Consider the following 21,272-nt stretch of genomic DNA (forward strand, 5'->3'; position numbering starts at 1 on the left):
CTCATATCCCAATGCAACAACCAATTTAATTGAAAATATCAATGATAATGATTATCATGCGCATATTCTTTTTGATGATGTGAAGAGCATGCGTTATTTTCAATTTATATCGGTTTTTTTCCTGTTAACTCTCTCTCTCAATAGCCAGGCAAAAAATGTCACCGATATTCTCGGGCGTCAGGTGGCCGTGCCGGATAACCCACAGCGCATTATTCTGGGTGAAAGCCGGATGTTATATACGCTGGCGTTATTGGAACCCGATAATCCCGCACAACGGATTATTGGTTGGCCTGCAGATCTTGAGCGGTTTGATGCGCAAAGTTGGCAGCTTTACACCCAAAAATTTCCTGAAATCGCCCAGATCCCAATAATCGGCAGTGGAAACATTCGTCAGATAAATGTTGAGCGCCTCATTCAATTACAGCCTGACTTAATTATTTTTCCGCGATTTGCCCGTGCTGAGGGCGATGATGGGACGCTTGCTGCTCTAACGAAAGCCGGTATTCCGGTTATCTATGTGGATTTGCGGGTCGATTTATTAAAAAACACGATTCCCAGTATTAAACTTTTGGGCGAGGTACTCAATCGCCAAGCCCGTGCTGAAAAATTTATCAATTTTTATCAACAGCATATGCAGCTTATCCAGCAGCGTTTGGCTCATTATCAAGGGCGAAAACCGACGGTCATGTTGCACTTGCATCTCGGGCGACGGGAAAGCTGTTGTACCACCGCTTCTAAGGGCAATCTGGGTGATTTGATTGCTTTCGCTGGTGGCGACAATATCGCCATTTCTCGTATTAATACTGTTTATGGTGAGCTGAATCCGGAAAATGTGCTGCAAGCCAATCCCGATATTTATATTGCAACTGGCATGGCAGGCCCGACTGGAAAACGCTTCTCCAGCTTACAATTAGGGCCGTTGGTTAATACCGAACAAGCGCAGCACAGCTTTCAACAGGTGCTATCAGGACAACCGATTCTTTCTCATCTTAATGCCGTAACACAGGGGCGGGCCTACAGTATCTGGCACAATTTCTACCTCAGCCCCTACCACGTTGTGGCGGTAGAAATGTTCGCAAAAGCTTTCTACCCTGATCTATTTGCCGATATCAATCCGCAACAAACTTTCCAACAATTATATCAACAATTTTTGCCGTTACCTTTCTCAGGGATTTATTGGAGTCAGTTAGAAAATGAAAATAATTAAGCACCAGCATAGGTACTGGTGCAGCCTGCCGCTGCTTGTTATGGGGTCAGCCGCCCAAGCTGTTGATTCTCAAGCAGCAACTAAAAATAGCGAAGAAAAAAACAAAATAGTTGTTATTGGTCAGCAACGGGAAGCTGATTCGCAAAGCTACCAGCCAACGACCAGTATCACCGGGACACGCACTGAAACCAATCTGTTAAATGTGCCGCAGGCGGTTAACGTGGTCCCACGGCAAGTATTGCGCGATCAGGCGGTAAGAAACATTGATGAGGCGCTGTACAACGTCAGTGGCATCACTCAATCAAATACATTGGGTGGCACGCAAGATGCTGTGATGAAGCGCGGGTTTGGTGATAACCGTGATGGTTCCATCCTGCGCGATGGCGTGCGCTCGGCGCAAGCACGCAATTTCACACCCACCACTGAGCGGGTCGAAGTCTTAAAAGGCCCTGCCTCCATGTTATATGGCATGGGTGAACCGGGTGGGGTGATCAATATGATTACCAAGAAACCACAGTTAGTGCAGCAAACACATATTGAAGGGTGGGGCAGCAGTTTTAAAGGCGGCGGTGGTCAGTTGGATGTCACCGGCCCCTTAGGGCAATCTGGTTTTGCTTACCGGATGATTGTTGATCACGATGAAACGGATTATTGGCGCAACTTTGGCCGGAATCGTCAAACTGTCGTCGCGCCATCGGTCATGTGGTTGGGTGAAACCACCACAGTGCGTGTTGCTTACGAACATATGGAGTATCTCACGCCCTTTGATCGCGGCACCATTATTGATCGCCGGACGGGTAAACCGGTAGATACGCCGCGCGATCGCCGTTTTGACGAAGCTTATAATGCGACCCGTGGCGATCAAGATAATATCACCCTGCAAATTGATCAGGTGCTCAGTGATAATTGGAAAAGCTCACTGACATACGCTTATAACCGCAATCGTTATAGTGATAATCAAGCTCGGGCATTATTACTCAATCCGATTACCGGGGTGTTGACCCGTCAAGCGGATGCAACGGCCAGTGCTGTTAGCCGAGCCCAGGCAGTACAAATGACCCTTAATGGTGACTTGGACTTGGGGGGCATGGGCCATCAGATGCTTTTGGGTTTCGACTATGAAGATAACCGTACATATCGTGGCGATATGATTCGCGGTAAAAAGGACTCAGACTTTAATATTTACCACCCGGTATACGGTTTGATGCCACCTTCAACCGCTATCAGTGCTAAAGACAGTGACCAGCGCGAAAATCTGAAAAGTTACGGTTGGTTTATGCAAGATTCCATTGAGCTGACGGATAAATGGATTGTACTGGCAGGTTTACGTTACGATCGTTTTGATGTGTTCGCGGGTAAAGGCCGGCCTTTTATCACCAACACTGATAGTTCTGACAGCAAATTAGTTCCCCGTACTGGCGTGGTTTATAAGCTGACCCCTGAAGTTTCTTTATATGGCAGTTACAGTGAGTCTTTCAAGCCTAATTCATCTATCGCTACCCAAATAGATTCTCTGCCGCCGGAGCAAGGCCAGTCCTGGGAAATCGGTAGCAAAGTGGAGTTAGTTAATGGGGTGACGGGGACTTTGGCATTGTTTGATATTGCAAAAAGAAATGTCATGGTCAATGAATTAGTGAATGGTGAAACCATAACACGCACCGCGGGCCGAGTACGTTCGCAGGGAGTTGAATTCGATGTCGCAGGGCAGTTAACGGATAGCTTAAGTGCGATTGCTACTTATGCCTATATTGACGCCAGAGTTACGGAAGATCCTGATAATAAAGGTAATCAAATGGCTAATGTGGCGCGTAATAGTGCGTCTATATTCATGACCCAAGCATTGGGGTCTACAGGTTGGCAGGGCGGTGATGATTTGCGGATTGGCGCGGGAGCACGTTATGTCGGGCGGCGAGCCGGCGATGCAGCGAACAGTTTTACTTTGGATGATTACACAGTGGCCGATGCCTTTATTTCCTATTCATTACCGATTAATAATTATCGGGTAAAATGGCAACTCAATGTGAAGAACTTCTTTGATAAAACCTATTACCCATCCAGTGGCGGTAATTTGCGAGTTGCTGTTGGTGAACCTCGGCAATTTGTTTTGCGTGCCAGTGTTGATTTCTAATTACAGTCACTACCCGATATAAATTGATACTGCACATCGGGTAGTGACGCAATATACTATCCATGGTCTGTATCATTAATTTTACGATGTTGTAAAGTTTGCACTACCCTCAATTATCGGTATGATTTGCACCTACAGCGTAGGGCTGAGTGTTATCCAGTTTAACCGGTCAATCAGAGTGACCAGTTTTTTGATGTCGAGAATTTATCCTCAAAAGCGGATGCGAAAGGACTTTCAAGTAATGACACAGACTATCTTTTTGGTCGGCGCGCGCGGTGCAGGTAAGACAACAATAGGGAAAGCGTTGTCACAGGCGTTGGGATATCGTTTTATCGATACAGATTTATTTATGCAGCAAACTTTGCAGTCGAGCGTGGCCGAAATTGTCGCCCGTGAAGGGTGGGACGGTTTCCGTCTGCGAGAAAGCATCGCCCTACAGACCGTAACCGCGCCTAAAACGGTGGTTGCTACTGGGGGAGGCGCGGTGTTATCTCTTGATAATCGTACATTTATGCGCCAACACGGGGTGGTTCTTTATCTTCGAGCATCAGCCAATGTATTGGCAGAACGTCTGGCGGAAGATCCGGAGGATGCTCAGCGACCAAGCTTGACGGGTAAACCAATTGTTGAAGAAATGCAGGATGTACTAGCCAGTCGGGAGCCACTATATCAGGAAGTTGCTCATCATATGCTGGATGCCACTCAATCCCCTGAAGAGGTTGTTGAACATATTTTGCAGATTTTGGCCGATGAAAAGGTGAGGTAATCGGGCGGCCCAATCGGCCTTTAATTGAAATTGTAAAATTTGCTATTTATACCAGTAATTGCTCGCCTATCTGATTGCCTGATAATTATACGAAGCGTACAATTATCACCTATGTAATCATTTCGACGTAAATTATTTGCGTCAATTAATGCCACTTAAGGCAGGCCACCAAGGCGGGCCGATGAAAACCTTCAAATCGTTTATCCAGCAACATACCAATTTTATGCCAGCATTCTGGTCAATATTGATTGTTGTTTTTGAAACTTCGCTGGCGCTGTACATACTTCGCAATCTCTAATATCTCCTCATTTTCGACTTATCAACCTTCACCCTTTGCTGTGAAGGGATTTGTCGTAGCCTGGTAGCTACTTTTTACCGCTGGGTAAAGGCCCGATAGAGGCAAAATTGTATGCTTTATCCGCAACCGTCGCAGTGAATTCGGTTATGATCGCATTTCGCTATAATAATCAGTGACAGAACATTTATAGTGACCCTAATATGAAAGCTCAATCTTGATTAAGACGCGGGTGCAAAACTATGCTGAAATTTAATGAGTATTTTACCGGGAAAGTGAAATCTATTGGTTTTGACAGTGACAGTATTGGGCCAGCTAGCGTTGGGGTGATGGAAAAGGGCGAGTACACTTTCAGTACGGCGAAAGCGGAAGAAATGACAGTGATCACCGGTAGCTTAAAAGTACTGATTCCGGGTTCATCAGGTTGGGAAGTGTTCAAACCAGGCGAGACTTTCTATATCCCAGCGGAAAGTGAATTTAACTTGCAAGTTGCTGAAGCATCTTCATATTTGTGTAAATATTTGAGCTAATTTACTCTTTGAACTTGCCCTCTCAAATATGGAGAGGGCGATACTTATCGTTCTTGATGCCAGGCGATATTAGTGCTGAGCTTCGCCACCCAAAGCTTCAATCAGATTTTTAATCAGCGCAGCTAACTCGCTGGTCATCAGAATAAAATCGGCATCAAATCGCTGCGCAAAATCTTCCCGATCGATATCTTCGTTCTGCTCACGTAGGGTGTCAGAGAATTTTAGGCGTTTCAGCGAGCCGTCATCGGACAGAACTAGCTGAACACGTTCTTGCCAATCCAATGCCAACTTAGTGACCAGCTTACCGGCTTCAATATGCACCGCAATTTCATCACTGAATAAATCCTGTTTTTTACAGCGGATCACGCCACCGTCTTCCAAAATGGCTTTCAGTTCAGCTTCATCCATCAGTGCAAAGCCAGCAGGTAATTCTTTGCTACGAACCCATTCAGTTAAGGTTAACTCAATCGGGTTTTCTAATGTTAGTGGCACCACCGGCAAGGAACCCAAGCTTTTTCGTAGCAATGCCAGGGTATCTTCAGCACGTTTCGCACTGGCGGCATCGACCATAATCAAATCATTGACGGTATCAATCCACAAGAAGGTTTGGTTAAAGCGACTGAATGCACGCGGCAATAAGCTATGCAAAACTTCATCTTTTAATGAGTCTTTTTCAGTCTTTTTCAGTTTGCGATGTTGTTCACCTTCGAGGCGCTCAATTTTGGCTTGTAATTCTTGCTTAATCACCGGCGATGGCAATATTTTCTCTTCTTTTCGCGCACAAATGACGATTTGACCATTAACCGTATGGGTCAATGCATCGCTGTGTGAACCCATCGGTGATACCCAACCTGTTTTTGCCATATCCTGACTACCACAGGGTGTGAAACTGAGGGCGCTTAACTGTTTCTCCATTTCATCCGCAGATAGCGAAACTTCCCGGCTCAAACGGTAAACCATTAAATTCTTAAACCACAACATAGTGTTATCCCTGGCTCGGGCGCGCTTTATGCACGCGAGTTAATCAGACGCAGTGCGGCATGATAACGAATTGACGCGTCTGTCCCTAGTAAAAAGAATAAGAAAAAAACAGAGCCAGCTCGCAATTTGCAGAACCCTATTCCTCTTGATTGGAATTCAATCACCATCGAATACCCAATCGCGGGTGACAAATATTGTGGCGTTACAGCGCACTGTCACAAACTGTAAGGATAAGGCTTTTATTATCGTCATTGTCTTGGTATATCGAAGTATGTTTATCGTTAAAATCAGTTACCATAAACAACAAACAATCTTGTCGATGAGGTAAGGCGCTATGCGCATTGGTATAGATCTGGGTGGTACCAAAATAGAAGTTATTGCTTTAGCAAATAATGGGCAGGAGCTTTTTCGTAAACGGGTCTCCACCCCGCGCCATGATTATCAAAAAACTTTGCAGGCGATCGCGGCGTTAGTCGCTGACGCAGAAGAGGCTACTGGGGAACAGGGCAGTGTTGGGGTGGGTATTCCGGGTACGCTTTCTCCTTTCACTGGCAAGGTAAAAAATGCCAATTCTGTTTGGCTGAATGGGAAAGAGCTAGATAAAGACCTGTCAAGGTTACTCTCTCGTCAGGTGCATCTGGCTAATGATGCTAACTGTTTTGCTGTTTCTGAAGCAACGGATGGTGCTGGCGCCGGAAAGCATCTGGTATTCGGTGTCATTATTGGGACTGGCTGTGGCTCTGGTATTGCCATTGATGGGCGTGTACATGCTGGCGGCAATGGTATTGCCGGTGAGTGGGGGCATAATCCGCTACCCTGGCAAGATGATGAAGAGCGACAATATCAGCAGGAAGTCTCTTGTTATTGCGGGAAAAAAGGCTGTATTGAGACTTTTGTTTCCGGCACTGGTTTTGCCACTGATTACTTTCGTTTGAGCGGGCAGCCACTCAATGGGCATGAAATCATGGCGTTGGTTGAACAGGGTGATGTGCTGGCTGAACAGGCGGTGGTTAACTATGAGAGACGTTTGGCTAAGTCATTAGCTCATGTCATTAACCTGTTTGACCCTGATATCGTGGTGTTAGGCGGGGGAATGAGTAACGTTGATCGCCTGTATAAAACATTGCCTACATTAATCAGCCCTTGGGTATTTGGTGGCGAGTGCGAAACCCCAATTCGTAAAGCTTTGCATGGGGATTCTAGTGGTGTACGGGGTGCCGCCTGGTTGTGGCCTACCCTTCGGCCTTGACGCTACAGCGTTGTTAGCGGCGCTCATGCACCCGAATCACTTACTTGAGTAAGCTCATCGGGATTTATTCGCTTGCAGCCTAGCTGCAACGCCAATGACTTTGGGTAGTACTTTCGGCCTTGACGCTACAGCGTTGTTAGCGGCGCTCACGCACCCGAATCACTTACTTGAGTAAGCTCATCGGGATTTATTCGCTTGCAGCCTAGCTGCAACGCCAATGACTTTGGGTAGTACTTTCGGCCTTGACGCTACAGCGTTGTTAGCGGCGCTCATGCACCCGAATCACTTACTTGAGTAAGCTCATCGGGATTTATTCGCTTGCTGCCTAGCTGCAACGCCAATGATTTTGAGTAGTACTTTCGGCCTTGACGCTGCAGCGTTGTTAGAGCGCTCATGCACCCGAATCACTTACTTGAGTAAGCTCATCGGGATTTATTCGCTTGCAGCCTAGCTGCAACGCCAATGACTTTGGGTGGTACTTTCGGCCTTGATGGCGCAGTGTTGTTAGAGCGCTCATGCACCCGAATCACTTATTTGATTTAGTGATTCGGGATTGATGATCATCATTATGGATGGCCTATACTCAGTCTTGATTGACTCGGAAGGCATTATCTAACCGGCTAATCCCCAATCCATTGACTTTTTTAACCTTAATTTGCACGGGGATTCTGTCTTTCATCGCCTCAACATGGCTGATAACACCAATGGTTTTACCCGATGCATTCAGGCTATCAAGGGCATCAAGCGCAATATCCAGTGTTTCAGCATCCAGCGTACCAAAGCCTTCATCAAGGAATAATGAGTCAATACTGGTTTTGTGACTAACCAGATCTGATAGCGCCAAAGCCAGCGCTAAACTCACCAAGAAGCTTTCCCCTCCTGACAATGTGCGAGTGTCACGGATAGCATCGGCTTGCCAGGTATCCACCACTAGCAGCTCCAGCGCATCACTGGCTTTACGCTGTAATTGGTAGCGGCCATGCAGCCGACTGAGTTGATTATTTGCCAGATAAACTAAATGGTCGAGGGTCAAACCTTGTGCAAATTTGCGGAATTTATCACCTTCTTTGGAGCCAATTAAATGATTGAGATAGCTCCAGTCATCATATTGTTGCTGGCTATGTTCAATTTGCTCAAACAGCGCATGTTGGTTGCTACGGCGAACTGTGTCGCTTTCTAACTGATTGCGTAATTCACCTTGCCGTAATGTATTGGCTTTTAGTTGGGTGAGTAATTGCTCAGACTGTTGTTGTAATACAGCCAGTTCAGATGTTTGGCTGACCCCAACTGGGCAGGATTGTATTAGTTGTGCCATTGCTTCACTGGCTTGCTGCTGGCGGATGTGCGCCTGCTGTTGCCGCTCGCTCAATTGTTGTTTCAATTGCTGCAAACGTTGCCTTTCCTCTTCACTCAACAGCGCGGCGGTTAAGGTAGCCTCATCGTCGAATTCACTGCTTGCCAGTGCTTGTTGCAATTCAGTTTGAGCAGTAGCCGCGCGCTGCTGATATTGGCATTGCTGCTGTTCCAGGCCAGCGAGCTCACCAGAGAGTAAATTAAGTTGAGATTGCGCTTGTTGCAGGGCTTGTGCTGCATTTTGCTGTGCTAGCTCAGCTTGTTGCTGTTGTTGACGTAATAACTGACGTACCTCACTTACATTGCCGTCACCAAACAGCGCGAGGCGTTGTTGCTTTTGTTGTTGTAACAGGGCTTCAGTTTGTTGATGTTGTTGAGTTAGCAGAGATAACTGTTCCCCGCATTCTTGTAAATGACGGTGTTCATTTTCAATCTGCGTTTCCAGTGTTTTTTGCCCCAGCGCCAACTGTTGTTGTTCTTGCTGATATTGGTGCCAGCGCTGATTCTCTTCTTCCCGTGATGCCAGCCAACTTTGTTGCTGATCTGCTTCAGGTAGGGAGAGTGATAGCTCAGCCAGAGCATGGCTAACGTCTTGACGCATTTTTGCTAACTCAGCCTGTTGGTGCTGATGTTGTGCCAGTGACTTTTGCTGAGATTCTTGCGCATCTTGCTGACGTTGAAAGATTAATGCCAATTGCTGCTGATGTTTTTGTTGCTGTTGTTCTGCTTGAGTCAGAATATCTTTGGTCTGTTGATATTGCTGATTCAGCCGTTCATATTCCGCCAGTTTTAGCTGACAACTTTGCTCTGATTGTTCCTGTTGCTCCAGCCAGATTGTTAAGGCCGCAGGTTCATTTAAAGCAAATGTCAGCTCCAATGGCTGGGTCAGTGTTTGCCATTGCTGTTGGTAATCGATCAACTGCTGATTGCTGTGTTGTAACTCTTGTTCCAGATGTTTGAGCTGTTGTAGCAGGCTTTGAGTCTGGGCATTTAGTTCGGAACCCTCAGTTGATAGCCGCTCAACTTGTAGGCGCTGTTCCTCTACACGGATAGCTGTCTCTGAGGGCTTTACTGCCTGATACTCCGTAATGGCCGGGTGATCCAATGCACCACAGAGCGGGCATGCTTCTCCCGGTTGCAATTTGGCTCTTTCTGCTTCTAAGCGGACTATTTGTTTTTCGCGTTCCAGCAAAGTTTCCAGCGTCGTCAGATGTTGTTTTTGTTGTTTATATAACTGACGTTTTTCGGCCAACTGTTGTTCGAGCAGGATGAGCTGCTGTTGCTGGCTCGCTGCTTGCTGTTGCTGTTTATCATGCAGCGCCTGAATTTGCTGCACCAATGGCGATAATGCTGCTAATTGTTGCCGCACAGGCCGTTGTTGCTGGAGCATGAAGAGTTGTTGGCGTAGCTGCGCCGAGGGATGCTGTTGTTCAAGTGCGGTCAATTGTTGCTGAATGCTGCCTGTCTGTGATTGGGCTTGTACTAATGCCGTTTGCTGCTGTTTATCTTGTTTATTCAGCGTGTCTATTTGCTGTTGTAAGGCCGTGAGTAACGTCACTTGTTGCTGTCGCTGCTGCTCACTGTCAACTGCTTGTTGTTGCTGTATTTGTAATTGACGGAACTGCTCACGCCATAAAGGCAGATTCTTTTCCCAGTGCTGATGGTGGGCATACTGATGGGTGTATTCAGTCAGTTGTTGCAGGCGCTGTTGGGTTTGCTTTAACTGTTGCTCGTTCAGCTCAAGCTGTTGTCTACCTTGCCGTTCTTTACTTTGTAACTGTTGTAATTGCGTGCCAAGCAGCATTAATGAGTGTTGCTGCTGAGCAATAAGATTATCCAGCGGAATGATTTTTTGCTCGATCAGTATTTCTTGTTCATGCTGCTCAGCTGCTTGTTGTTGGCGAGCAAGATTGGCTTGCTCCAGCGCCCGAGCCAGTGGCGTGAGTTGCGTTTGAAGTTGTTGCTGTTGCCCCGCCAGTGTAGTGATGCGCAGTTGTATTTGCTGCAAATCCTGTAGGCTGCGCGAGCGCTCATGTAATAGAGGGCGCAGCTTTTCTGCGGGCTCACTGCGGGCTAATTGTTGCAATTCAGGCTGTGCCTGGTGATATTCTTGCTCAATAAGCTTCTGTTGCTGTTGATATTCCAGTACATTTTTTTGCTGCTGCTGCCAACTGGCGAGCCAATTTATTTGGTTTTGATTTACCCGCTGTTCTGCGGAAAGCTGCTTTTCTTGTCCTTCGAGTGAGTTTAATTGTTCTGCCAGAGCTAAACGCTGCTCTTCATTTAGCAACTCAATACCATTAGCGCGTTGGTGCAATACATCTAGCGCAGTCTTAGCCAGTTTATGTTGTTCAAAGACATATTCAGAGAGCCGCCCGTAGATGTCAGTACCGGTTAACTCTTCCAGTAATTCAGCGCGGTCATTGGCATCGGCATTGAGGAAAGCAGCAAATTGCCCCTGTGACAGCATCATGGATTTGGTAAAACGGCCAAAATCCAGCCCGGTGATTGCCGCCACCATATCGAGTTTATCGCGTACTTTATCGGCCAGGATTTTGCCATTTTCGCACAGTGCTAATTCAACTTTAGGAGCTTGCAAATTCCCTTCCGGGCTATTTTTAGCGCGCCGCTGGCTCCAGAATGCCCGATAACGCGTGCCTTTTACTTCAAATTCAACTTCAGCTAGCGACTCTGCAGTATGGCGGGTCATCAGTTCATTTTGACTAGGTGTGACAGTCAAACGCGGAGTCTGGTGGTACAGCGCGAGACAAATAGCATCGAGCAGGGTGGTTTTACCTGCCCCTGTAGGGCCGGTGATAGCGAATAAACCATTGCTGGCAAAGGGTTCAGCAGTGAAATCAATCTTCCATTCGCCCTGTAGAGAATTAATGTTTTTTAGACGCAGGCTTAAAATTCTCATGCTGGTCTCTCCTCTGCGGCATCTTTATCTTGCGAGATGTCCTCAACTACCTGATTGAACATTTGGCGCATACGTTGTTGGCGGGGTTCGGCTAAATCTGCTTCTAGTGCTAACCGGCGTTCAAATACATCAGTGACACTCAGCTCATTGAGTGTTTCTTTTTCTTGCCGCTCAATGCTGTTATTGCGCTGTTCTTTACTGCGCCTCAATAACACCACTTCTACCGGAAGCTCTGCGGCTAGTGCCTGAATTCGTTTTTGAATATCAGTGAGATAGTCTTGTGTGGCAACTTCAATATCCAGCCATACCGGTAAGCCTTGATGGTCGGCAAACTCAGCCAACTGTTGCTCTATTTGCGCTAAATCGCCTTTGATTAACTGCATCGGCTGAAATTGTGGGATGAATAGCGGGGTCACTGAGACTAATGCTTGCTGGGCAAACTCCACTAAATAAACACTTTTCTCTTTACTTAACTCATCAAAACTCAAGGCGATTGGCGAGCCGCTATAGCGAATATGCTCGGTTTTAGCAACTTGCTGTGCGCGGTGAATATGGCCCAGAGCAATATAATCTGCCGGGGGAAAAGCTTGGGCTGGGAACGCATCTAATGTGCCGATGTAAATATCACGAACCGAGTCCGAGGTGGTGACCCCCACGGTGGTTAAATGTCCGGTGGCAATAATTGGTAAGGGCAGCCCTAACTCAGCGCGCAGCTCAACGGCTCGCTGATAGAGCGCTTGATAGTGAGCAGCAATTGCTTCTTGTAATGCCAGTTGCTTTTGCCCACCGGATTCTCCGGCCTGACTAGTGACTAAATCGCGTGGGCGCAAAAAGGGAATCGCGCACAGCAAGGCCGCAGGTTGCTCCTGACGGTTTTTCAAAATAATAACTTGTTGGGCTAAATCATTACCAGCACAGGCAATCACCGTGGTATTCAAATAAGAAAGCAAACCCCGAGATTCATTCAGCGTTGATACTGAATCATGATTCCCCCCCAGAACAATTAACTGGCAGTTTGTCGGCTGGAGTTCGACCACGAAGCGGTTATACAACTCACGGGCATAGCTGGGTGGGGAACCGGTATCAAAAATATCACCGGCTATAATCAGCGCATCTACCTGATTTTCTTTGATCTGTTCAATGAGCCAGTGCAGAAAGGCTTGATGTTCAGCCGCACGGCTTTTGGTGAAGAAATGCTGGCCTAAGTGCCAATCAGAGGTATGAATAATGCGCATAAATCTCCCGCTAGGGCAGGTGGTATTCCAAAGATAATGGCGCTGATTATAAACACTGCCCGCCGGATGTCGCGGCTAAAAAAAGAGTGTGAGTGAAATCTCCGAGACGCTTCGCAAACTTGAGTGCTGCATTTTGCAATTATCATGAAATTTATCACTATGCTTATTGCTTGCAAGAGCGCGATGTTTTTCATAAAAATGTCACAAAACTGACGCATAATGGCTCCCGAAATCAAATAGTGACCACTAACTTACTGGCAGGGTTGATGATGGCAAGACGCATACTGGTAGTGGAAGATGAAGCCCCAATCCGTGAGATGGTGTGCTTTGTGTTGGAACAAAATGGCTACCAACCGTTAGAAGCCGAGGATTATGACAGCGCAGTAACCCGTTTATCAGAGCCTTACCCTGATTTAGTGTTGTTGGATTGGATGTTACCGGGGGGCTCGGGGATTCAGTTTATTAAGCATATGAAACGCGAAGCTCTGACCCGGGATATCCCGGTGATGATGCTGACCGCCCGTGGTGAAGAGGAAGACAGAGTTCGCGGTTTAGAGGTGGGTGCTGATGATTATATTACTAAGCCTTTTTCACCCAAAGAACTGGTGGCGCGTATTAAAGCAGTCATGCGCCGGATATCGCCAATGGCAGTGGAAGAAGTGATTGAAATGCAAGGACTGAGTCTTGATCCCTCTTCACATCGGGTGATGTCCAATGAGCAAGCGCTGGATATGGGGCCGACCGAATTTAAATTATTGCATTTCTTTATGACCCATCCAGAGCGAGTTTATAGCCGTGAACAGTTGCTTAATTATGTCTGGGGCACTAACGTTTATGTAGAAGATCGCACCGTTGATGTGCATATTCGTCGGCTACGCAAGGCACTTGAAACTGATGGCCATGACAGAATGGTACAAACTGTCCGGGGAACCGGGTACCGCTTCTCAACGCGCTACTGAGTTTTCAGTGCCGGAGAATTCGTTGTGTTAGAACGTTTATCATGGAAAACGCTGGCTTTAGAGCTGGCTCTTTTTTGTTTGCCTGCATTACTGTTAGGTGCCTTTATCGGGTACCTTCCTTGGTTATTGCTAGTCTCAGTAGTTGCCGCGCTGGTGTGGAATTTTTATAACCAACTCAAATTATCTCACTGGCTGTGGTTGGACCGCAGCATGACTCCGCCGTCAGGGCGTTGGAGCTGGGAACCTTTATTTTATGGCTTATATCAGATGCAACTGCGAAATCGGCGGCGTCGGCGAGAATTGGCCTTACTTATCAAACGGTTCCGCAGTGGCGCAGAATCTTTACCCGATGCTGTGGTGATGACCACCATTGACGGTAACATTTTCTGGTGCAACGGTTTGGCTCAGCAATTGCTGGGGTTCCGCTGGCCGGAGGATAATGGACAGCATATTCTTAACTTATTGCGCTATCCCGAATTCAGCCAGTATTTGCAGCAGCAAGAGTTTTCCCGCCCACTGACCCTGCAACTCAATAATGGCTATTATGTTGAGTTCCGCGTCATGCCTTATTCAGAAGGGCAATTATTGATGGTCGCCCGTGATGTTACCCAGATGCGTCAGTTGGAAGGGGCTCGGCGCAATTTCTTTGCCAATGTCAGCCACGAGCTGCGCACCCCCCTGACGGTGTTACAGGGATATCTGGAAATGATGCACGACCAAGAATTGGCGGGGCCATTACGGGATAAAGCGCTGGGAACGATGCAGGAACAGACCAAGAGAATGGATGGGCTGGTCAAGCAATTATTGACGTTGTCGCGAATTGAAGCGGCTCCTAATGTAGATATGAATGAACAAGTTGATATTCCTCGGATGCTCAAGATATTACAGCATGAGGTGCAAGCGCTGAGTGGTGGGCGTCATGAAATTACTTTCCGGGTTAATGATCAACTGAAAGTATTTGGTAACGAAGACCAACTGCGCAGTGCTGTTTCTAATCTGGTCTATAACGCGGTCAATCACACGCCTGATGGCACTAAAATTGAGGTGTGTTGGCAGAAAACTGCGCAAGGGGCACAGTTTCAGGTCAGTGACAATGGGCCGGGAATTGGCCCTGAGCATGTGCCGCGCCTGACTGAGCGCTTCTACCGGGTGGATAAGGCCCGCTCAAGGCAAACGGGGGGGAGTGGATTGGGGCTGGCAATTGTAAAACATGCTCTGAGCCACCATGACGCGCGTTTGGATGTCATGAGTGAAATCGGCTTGGGGACGAGATTTATTTTTACCTTGCCGAATCGATTGATTGTTCCGACGGTTTTAACCGAGAATGCAGTCAAATCCTAAGACTGCATGGACACTAAGCTGATGAGATGGGGAAAACTGGCGCTGCTGCATGCCCTGCTCGGGTTTAGCTACGGCGTTTTAGCGCAATCTGTAGCGGTTTCACCTGCTACAGAGGTTCAATCGCCAAAGCCACATACTCTGTCCGGTAATCTTTCCAGTGTCGGTTCAGACACCTTAGCGAACTTGATGTCTTTATGGGCTGATGATTTTAATCATCATTACCCCGGCGTTAATTTGCAAATACAGGCGGCAGGTTCTTCTACTGCTCCTGCAGCATTGGCGGCAGGGGCAACTCAACTCGGCCCAATGAGCCGGCCAATGAAAGCAGCCGAAATCACTGCATTCACTCAGCGTTATGGCTATCCACCACTGGCTGTTCCCGTGGCAGTGGATGCTTTAGTGGTTTTTGTCCATCGCGATAATCCACTGAATAAAATCACTTTATCTCAGCTTGATGCTGTTTTTTCGCAAAATCGCCTGTGTGGAGCATCCCATCCGATCCAGCGCTTTGGCGAACTGGGCTTGAAAGGGCCATGGGCGGCTCGCGCTTTGCAACGCTATAGCCGAAACTCAGCTTCAGGTACCTATGGTTTCTTCAAGCAGCGAGTGCTATGTGATGGTGATTTTACAAATAATATCAATGAATTACCTGGTTCTGCTTCCGTGGTGCAAGCTGTCGCCGGTTCATTAAATGGCATGGGTTATGCCAGTATTGGTTTTCGCAACAGTGGTGTTAAACCCTTGTTATTGTCGGCGGATGGCCAGGATTATGTGATGCCGACCGCCGAGAATGTCAAAGATGGCCGCTATCCCTTATCGCGCTACCTGTATATTTATATCAATAAAGCTCCCGGCCAGCCGCTAGAACCGCTGACTGCCGCCTTTCTTGAGCGCGTTTTATCGCCAGAAGGGCAACAGCGCGTGACTCATGACGGCTATTTACCCTTACCGCCAGATGTCCTGAATCAGACGCGAAAAGAGTTAGGTTTCGCCTATTAAGTTGGTTGGGGGAGTTCGAGAGTATCTGCCGTAAATTGTTAATAGTTGGATATAAATGATACAAATCATATGGTGTGTATTTCTCTAAAACTGGCACGATTAACTGGTTTGTGGAGATTGTATGGATGAAGACTCTGCTTTTGTGATCCTGACTTGCCTTTCTCCGCTATAAACGTTCTACTTACCGCCGTTGTTGGCCTATTCCATCTGCAAATAACTCCAAAAACACTGCATACTGACGAAATAGATTGCTTATTAACCGCCGGAGTTTGCGTTTATCAGAGCTTTGTATCGTTTCGATCATGTAGGAAAGACCACAACTCAAGGACTTTTTCTTTTGATCATTTAACTAGGCAACACACATCACTATGAGTCATCGTTTATCATCTAAAGATATTATTGCATTAGGTTTTATGACCTTTGCCTTATTTGTTGGAGCTGGCAACATCATCTTCCCGCCGATGGTTGGTTTACAGTCGGGTGAACATGTGTGGTGGGCAGCAGTGGGCTTTTTGATTACCGCTGTTGGATTACCGGTCATTACCGTCATCGCGCTGGCTCGAGTTGGTGGGGGGATTGATGCTCTGAGTTCTCCCATTGGCCGCAGTGCCGGTCTGGTGCTGGCGACTGTCTGCTATCTGGCCGTTGGCCCTCTGTTTGCTATCCCTCGTACCACAACAGTTTCTTTCGAAGTAGGCATTGCGCCTTTAACGGGTGATGGCCCGCTGCCACTGTTTATTTACAGTGTGGTTTACTTCGCGTTGGTTATCGGGATTTCCTTGTACCCTGGGCGTTTGCTCGATACGGTCGGGCATATCTTGGCCCCAATGAAGATTCTGGCGTTGGCTCTTTTAGGTCTTGCCGCTTTGATTTGGCCCGCAGGCCCGTTGATTCCGGCGACGGATGCTTATCAGAATGCCGCGTTTTCTTCGGGTTTCGTTAATGGTTATCTGACCATGGATACCTTGGGCGCTTTGGTGTTCGGTATCGTCATCGTCAATGCTGCCAAATCTCGTGGGGTGGTTTCTGCAGGATTACTGACGCGCTATACCATTTGGGCGGGTTTGATTGCCGGTATTGGTCTGACGTTGGTCTACCTGAGCTTGTTTAAGCTGGGTTCAAGCAGCGGTGCTTTGGTACCTGATGCCCAAAATGGGGCGGTGGTATTGCATGCCTATGTTCAGCACACCTTTGGTGGTTTGGGCAGCGTGTTCCTGGCTGCATTGATTTTCATCGCTTGTATGGTGACCGCCGTGGGCCTGACCTGCGCCTGTGCTGAATTCTTTGCTCAGTACTTGCCGCTGTCATATCGCACACTGGTGTTTATCCTCGGTATCTTCTCGATGATGGTATCGAATCTGGGGCTGAGCCATTTGATTCAGATCTCAATTCCAGTGTTAACAGCAATTTACCCACCATGCATTGTGTTAGTGCTGATGAGTTTCACTTTGCGTTGGTGGAACCATGCCTCACGTATTGTCGCTCCGGTGATGTTGATAAGCTTACTGTTTGGTATCCTTGATGCGGTAAAAGCCTCGACTTTTGCCTATTTCCTGCCGGAGTGGACTCAGAACCTGCCATTAGCTGAGCAAGGTCTGGCGTGGTTATCACCATCCCTACTGGTATTCGTCGTCATAGGGTTGTACGATCGCCTGTGCTGTCGCCAGGAAGTTGCTGCCAAGCAATAACTGCACAGTTATCGAATATTTTTAGCCACGGCTCATCCCCGTGGCTTTTTGCTGAAAAAAGACGGGATAAAGTTCATGGAATTACCAGTCAAAAATAAGCTGAAACGCGGCCTGACGACACGCCACATCCGCTTTATGGCATTGGGGTCAGCAATAGGTACCGGCTTATTCTATGGTTCGGCTGATGCGATAAGAATGGCGGGGCCGAGTGTATTATTGGCATACCTGATTGGTGGCGTGGTGGCATTTATCATCATGCGCGCCCTGGGCGAGATGTCAGTCAATAACCCGCAGGCCAGTTCTTTCTCACGTTATGCACAAGATTACCTTGGGCCAATGGCGGGCTATATCACCGGCTGGACTTATTGCTTTGAAATTCTGATTGTGGCTATTGCTGATGTGACCGCGTTCGGTATCTATATGGGGGTCTGGTTCCCGGATGTACCGCATTGGATATGGGTGCTGAGTGTTGTCCTCATCATTGGTGCCGTCAATATGATGAGTGTTAAGGTGTTCGGCGAGCTGGAGTTCTGGTTCTCATTCTTCAAAGTTGCCACCATCATCATCATGATTCTGGCCGGTATTGGTATCATTGTTTGGGGTATTGGTAATGGCGGGCAGCCGACCGGTATTCATAACTTATGGACTAACGGCGGCTTCTTCAGCAACGGTTTTGTCGGCATGATCCTATCATTGCAACTGGTGATGTTTGCTTATGGTGGTATTGAAATTATCGGTATTACTGCCGGTGAAGCTGAAGACCCGAAAAAGTCTATTCCGAAAGCCATCAACTCAGTGCCATGGCGTATTCTGATGTTCTACGTCGGCACCTTGTTTGTCATCATGTCTATTTACCCATGGAACCAAGTGGGCACCAACGGCAGTCCGTTTGTCCTGACTTTCCAGCATATGGGGATTACTGTGGCGGCGGGTATTCTGAACTTTGTGGTGATCACCGCCTCATTATCCGCCATTAACAGTGATGTGTTCGGAGTGGGGCGTATGCTTAACGGGATGGCCGAACAGGGCCACGCGCCAAAAGCTTTTGCCGCCATTTCTAAACGCGGGGTGCCGTGGGTCACGGTGTTGGTGATGATGGGCGCTATGCTCACGGCGGTTTATCTCAACTACATTATGCCGGAAAATGTGTTCCTGGTGATCGCCTCGCTTGCGACTTTTGCGACTGTCTGGGTGTGGATTATGATCCTCTTCTCCCAAATCGGTTTCCGCCGCTCGTTGAGCAAAGATCAAGTTAAGGCGCTGGATTTCCCACTGCGTGGCGGCACCTTTACTTCAGTGCTGGCTATCATTTTCTTGTTGTTTATCATTGGGCTGATTGGTTGGTTCCCAGCAACGCGCATTTCATTGTATGTCGGGCTGGTGTGGATTGTCCTGTTGCTGGTGGGGTATTACTTCAAGGTCAACCATCAGAAGAAGAAAGCGGCGTTGCTGAAAACCGCAGAGTAACACGGAATCAATACCGAATATCAAGCCGGGAAATGTCCCGGCTTTTTTTATTTTTTAAACTGATATTTTTCATTTGGCTCTCTCCGCCCCCGCCCTCATCCTCAATATTTATGCTGATAGATGAGGGATACTCATTCACAACATGGCATTGTTTATACCGATTTATTTATACAGGTGAATGTGTCGCGGCGTTAATGTCTGCACCAGATAGCCTTAACAGCAAGCGTTTTGGTTAAAGCAGGAGAGTTTTATGCTTAGTGGTTGGCATTTACCGGTCGCGCCTTTTGTCCGTCAGCGCGGCGATGCATTACATATCACACTGTGGTTACATGGAGAGTGGTTACAGGGGGATAATTTACCGGAACAGGTTTTCTTGCGCTGTGAGCCAGATAATGAAGAATGGCTGCTTAGCATGAAAGGCGAGCTTCGTGATGGTTTCTGGTGTTATCGCGCGAAATTGCCGTTGCATGAGGGCCAGCCCGCGCGGCGTTATTGCTTCAAACTGTTGTGGAATGACGACCAACAGTGGTTCGGCCCATTAGGATTTTCGGTGGTGCCTCCGGCGCAATTGGCTCAGTTTGCTATTGAGCTACCTGATAGCGGCCCGGACTGGGTTGCCGACCAGATTTTTTATCAAATCTTCCCCGACCGGTTTGCCAGCAGCCAGGGTGAGCATGGGGTGCAAAATGGCAGTTATATTCATCATGCCGCCGGTCAGCCGGTCACACGCCGTGACTGGCAACAGCCACTGGATGATGTGAATGCTGCTTCAACATTCTATGGCGGCGATTTAGCCGGTATCAGCCAAAAACTCCCCTATTTGCAACAGTTGGGGGTGACTGCGCTGTATCTCAACCCGATTTTCACCGCGCCCAGTGTGCATAAATACGATACGCAAGATTATTATCAGGTTGATCCTTACTTGGGCGGCGAGAGTGCTTTTCTGCAACTACGCAGCGCCACTCGTGATGCTGGTATCAAATTGGTGCTCGATGGCGTGTTTAACCATACCGGGGATTCCCATCATTGGTTTGATCGCCATCAGCAAGGGGAAAATGGTGCTTGTCATCACCCTGACTCACCTTATCGGGGTTGGTTTAATTTCTTCCCCGATGGGCGGGCACTGGATTGGAAAGGTCATGCCAGCTTGCTAAAACTTAACTTCGCTAATGAAGAGGTGGTCAATCAAATTTATCGCGCTGAAGACAGTGTGGTGCGCCATTGGTTGAAGCCGCCTTACAGTATTGACGGCTGGCGGCTGGATGTGGTGCATATGCTGGGGGAAGACGGCGGTGCAAAAGGGAATTTACATCATCTGGCGGGTATTTATCAGGCGGCGAAAGAGGAAAATCCTCAAGCCTATATTCTGGGCGAACACTTTGGCGATGCACGAAATTGGTTACATGCCGGAGTGGAAGACGCGGCAATGAATTATATGGGATTTGCCTTGCCGGTACGCAGTTTCCTGGCGGGATGTGATGTTGCCTATCATCCCATAAAACTCAGCGCCGAGGATTGTGCCTATTGGATGGATGAATACCGCGCCGGATTGCCTCATGGCCATCAGTTGCGAGCATTTAACCAGTTGGATAGCCATGATACCGCCCGTTTTATCACTTTGTTGAATGGCGACAAAACGCGTATGCAAATGGCGCTGATATGGCTGTTTAGCTGGATTGGCGTACCGTGTTTATTTTATGGTGATGAAATCGGCCTGGATGGCGGCAATGACCCATTCTGCCGTAAACCTTTCCCTTGGGATGAGGCGCAGTGGGATGGTGACCTGCTGAAATTATGTCAGCGCATGGCGGCCTTGCGGCACAAAAGTTTGGCACTGCGGCGCGGCGGCTGTCAGGTTATTCACGCCAACGGTGATTCCCTGGTCTTTATTCGCAGTTATCAGCGCGAGCGGGTGATGGTCGCGATACAACGCAATCACGCCAGTGATATCTTCTTGCCGGTTTCTCCATTACTGAATATTACGCAATGGCAACGTTTGGAAGGGGCGGCCGAGCTGAATATCACTGACGCGGGTATCAATCTGCAATTGTCTGGTGAGAGTATTACATTGTGGTGCGGTCAATCTTAGCTATTAGCCATAGTGAGTGCTAACTAAGATAATGTAAGAGATTAAAAGCGGCTAAGCGCCGCTTT

General features: G+C 47.8%; 14 protein-coding genes. 11 read left to right on the forward strand and 3 right to left on the reverse strand.

Annotation, left to right across the window (positions count from 1 at the left end):
* The first annotated feature begins 88 nt into the window (after nucleotides 1-88).
* The 4 genes from DX162_RS11355 (at nucleotide 89) to ppnP (ending at nucleotide 4,926) form a co-directional block, all read left to right on the forward strand.
* Nucleotides 89-1,207, forward strand: coding sequence for an ABC transporter substrate-binding protein (locus DX162_RS11355; RefSeq protein WP_098081153.1), 1,119 nt, complete (start codon nucleotides 89-91; stop codon nucleotides 1,205-1,207).
* Entirely contained in the window at nucleotides 1,194-3,335 is a 2,142-nt protein-coding gene (locus tag DX162_RS11360; protein ID WP_032820728.1) for a TonB-dependent siderophore receptor, read from the forward strand. The genes DX162_RS11355 and DX162_RS11360 overlap by 14 nt, the downstream gene beginning before the upstream one ends.
* Nucleotides 3,336-3,576: 241 nt before the next feature.
* A complete protein-coding gene (aroL, locus tag DX162_RS11365) occupies nucleotides 3,577-4,101 on the forward strand; it encodes a shikimate kinase AroL (RefSeq protein WP_004392284.1) in 525 nt (174 codons plus the stop codon).
* A 537-nt stretch (nucleotides 4,102-4,638) separates the two neighbouring features.
* The gene (gene ppnP, locus DX162_RS11370; RefSeq protein ID WP_004392282.1) at nucleotides 4,639-4,926 is read left to right on the forward strand and encodes a pyrimidine/purine nucleoside phosphorylase; all 288 of its coding nucleotides are present in this window, start codon (nucleotides 4,639-4,641) and stop codon (nucleotides 4,924-4,926) included.
* A 69-nt stretch (nucleotides 4,927-4,995) separates the two neighbouring features.
* Here the strand turns inward: ppnP and rdgC are convergent, their stop codons facing one another.
* The gene (gene rdgC / locus DX162_RS11375; RefSeq protein WP_004392281.1) at nucleotides 4,996-5,907 is read right to left on the reverse strand and encodes a recombination-associated protein RdgC; all 912 of its coding nucleotides are present in this window, start codon (nucleotides 5,905-5,907) and stop codon (nucleotides 4,996-4,998) included.
* Between the two features lie 334 nt (nucleotides 5,908-6,241).
* On the opposite strand from rdgC, the gene mak reads away from it, so the two are divergent.
* Nucleotides 6,242-7,156: a fructokinase gene (gene mak / locus DX162_RS11380; RefSeq protein WP_098081156.1), complete on the forward strand. Its 915-nt coding sequence runs from the start codon at nucleotides 6,242-6,244 to the stop codon at nucleotides 7,154-7,156.
* A 583-nt stretch (nucleotides 7,157-7,739) separates the two neighbouring features.
* On the opposite strand, the gene DX162_RS11385 is transcribed toward mak, so the two are convergent.
* Nucleotides 7,740-11,429: an AAA family ATPase gene (locus DX162_RS11385; protein ID WP_098081159.1), complete on the reverse strand. Its 3,690-nt coding sequence runs from the start codon at nucleotides 11,427-11,429 to the stop codon at nucleotides 7,740-7,742.
* Nucleotides 11,426-12,664: an exonuclease subunit SbcD gene (sbcD, locus tag DX162_RS11390; RefSeq protein ID WP_004393137.1), complete on the reverse strand. Its 1,239-nt coding sequence runs from the start codon at nucleotides 12,662-12,664 to the stop codon at nucleotides 11,426-11,428. The genes DX162_RS11385 and sbcD overlap by 4 nt, the downstream gene beginning before the upstream one ends.
* Nucleotides 12,665-12,933: 269 nt before the next feature.
* Here sbcD and phoB point away from each other — a divergent pair, with 269 nt between their 5' ends.
* From phoB to malZ, 6 genes are all read left to right on the forward strand, one after another.
* Entirely contained in the window at nucleotides 12,934-13,623 is a 690-nt protein-coding gene (phoB, locus tag DX162_RS11395) for a phosphate response regulator transcription factor PhoB (RefSeq protein ID WP_032821119.1), read from the forward strand.
* 24 nt (nucleotides 13,624-13,647) lie between these two features.
* Nucleotides 13,648-14,964: a phosphate regulon sensor histidine kinase PhoR gene (gene phoR, locus DX162_RS11400; RefSeq protein WP_004393148.1), complete on the forward strand. Its 1,317-nt coding sequence runs from the start codon at nucleotides 13,648-13,650 to the stop codon at nucleotides 14,962-14,964.
* A 21-nt stretch (nucleotides 14,965-14,985) separates the two neighbouring features.
* The gene (locus tag DX162_RS11405) at nucleotides 14,986-15,963 is read left to right on the forward strand and encodes a PstS family phosphate ABC transporter substrate-binding protein (protein WP_032821116.1); all 978 of its coding nucleotides are present in this window, start codon (nucleotides 14,986-14,988) and stop codon (nucleotides 15,961-15,963) included.
* Between the two features lie 368 nt (nucleotides 15,964-16,331).
* Entirely contained in the window at nucleotides 16,332-17,651 is a 1,320-nt protein-coding gene (brnQ, locus tag DX162_RS11410; protein ID WP_004393150.1) for a branched-chain amino acid transport system II carrier protein, read from the forward strand.
* A gap of 75 nt (nucleotides 17,652-17,726) precedes the next feature.
* Nucleotides 17,727-19,118: a proline-specific permease ProY gene (gene proY / locus DX162_RS11415; RefSeq protein ID WP_004393151.1), complete on the forward strand. Its 1,392-nt coding sequence runs from the start codon at nucleotides 17,727-17,729 to the stop codon at nucleotides 19,116-19,118.
* 250 nt (nucleotides 19,119-19,368) lie between these two features.
* Entirely contained in the window at nucleotides 19,369-21,207 is a 1,839-nt protein-coding gene (gene malZ, locus DX162_RS11420) for a maltodextrin glucosidase (RefSeq protein WP_004393157.1), read from the forward strand.
* The last annotated feature ends 65 nt before the right edge of the window (nucleotides 21,208-21,272 follow it).

It is taken from the genome of Yersinia kristensenii, from assembly GCF_900460525.1.
In the GTDB taxonomy this organism is placed as follows: domain Bacteria; phylum Pseudomonadota; class Gammaproteobacteria; order Enterobacterales; family Enterobacteriaceae; genus Yersinia; species Yersinia kristensenii.

Bases quoted from the DNA above. Each gene is read 5' to 3' on its own strand.
- DX162_RS11405 (WP_032821116.1), top strand. From the start codon at position 14,986: ATGAGATGGGGAAAACTGGCGCTGCTGCATGCCCTGCTCGGGTTTAGC.
- proY (WP_004393151.1), top strand. From the start codon at position 17,727: ATGGAATTACCAGTCAAAAATAAGCTGAAACGCGGCCTGACGACACGC.
- DX162_RS11385 (WP_098081159.1), bottom strand. From the start codon at position 11,429: ATGAGAATTTTAAGCCTGCGTCTAAAAAACATTAATTCTCTACAGGGC.
- mak (WP_098081156.1), top strand. From the start codon at position 6,242: ATGCGCATTGGTATAGATCTGGGTGGTACCAAAATAGAAGTTATTGCT.
- sbcD (WP_004393137.1), bottom strand. From the start codon at position 12,664: ATGCGCATTATTCATACCTCTGATTGGCACTTAGGCCAGCATTTCTTC.
- DX162_RS11355 (WP_098081153.1), top strand. From the start codon at position 89: ATGCGTTATTTTCAATTTATATCGGTTTTTTTCCTGTTAACTCTCTCT.
- phoB (WP_032821119.1), top strand. From the start codon at position 12,934: ATGGCAAGACGCATACTGGTAGTGGAAGATGAAGCCCCAATCCGTGAG.
- rdgC (WP_004392281.1), bottom strand. From the start codon at position 5,907: ATGTTGTGGTTTAAGAATTTAATGGTTTACCGTTTGAGCCGGGAAGTT.
- aroL (WP_004392284.1), top strand. From the start codon at position 3,577: ATGACACAGACTATCTTTTTGGTCGGCGCGCGCGGTGCAGGTAAGACA.
- malZ (WP_004393157.1), top strand. From the start codon at position 19,369: ATGCTTAGTGGTTGGCATTTACCGGTCGCGCCTTTTGTCCGTCAGCGC.
- ppnP (WP_004392282.1), top strand. From the start codon at position 4,639: ATGCTGAAATTTAATGAGTATTTTACCGGGAAAGTGAAATCTATTGGT.
- DX162_RS11360 (WP_032820728.1), top strand. From the start codon at position 1,194: ATGAAAATAATTAAGCACCAGCATAGGTACTGGTGCAGCCTGCCGCTG.
- brnQ (WP_004393150.1), top strand. From the start codon at position 16,332: ATGAGTCATCGTTTATCATCTAAAGATATTATTGCATTAGGTTTTATG.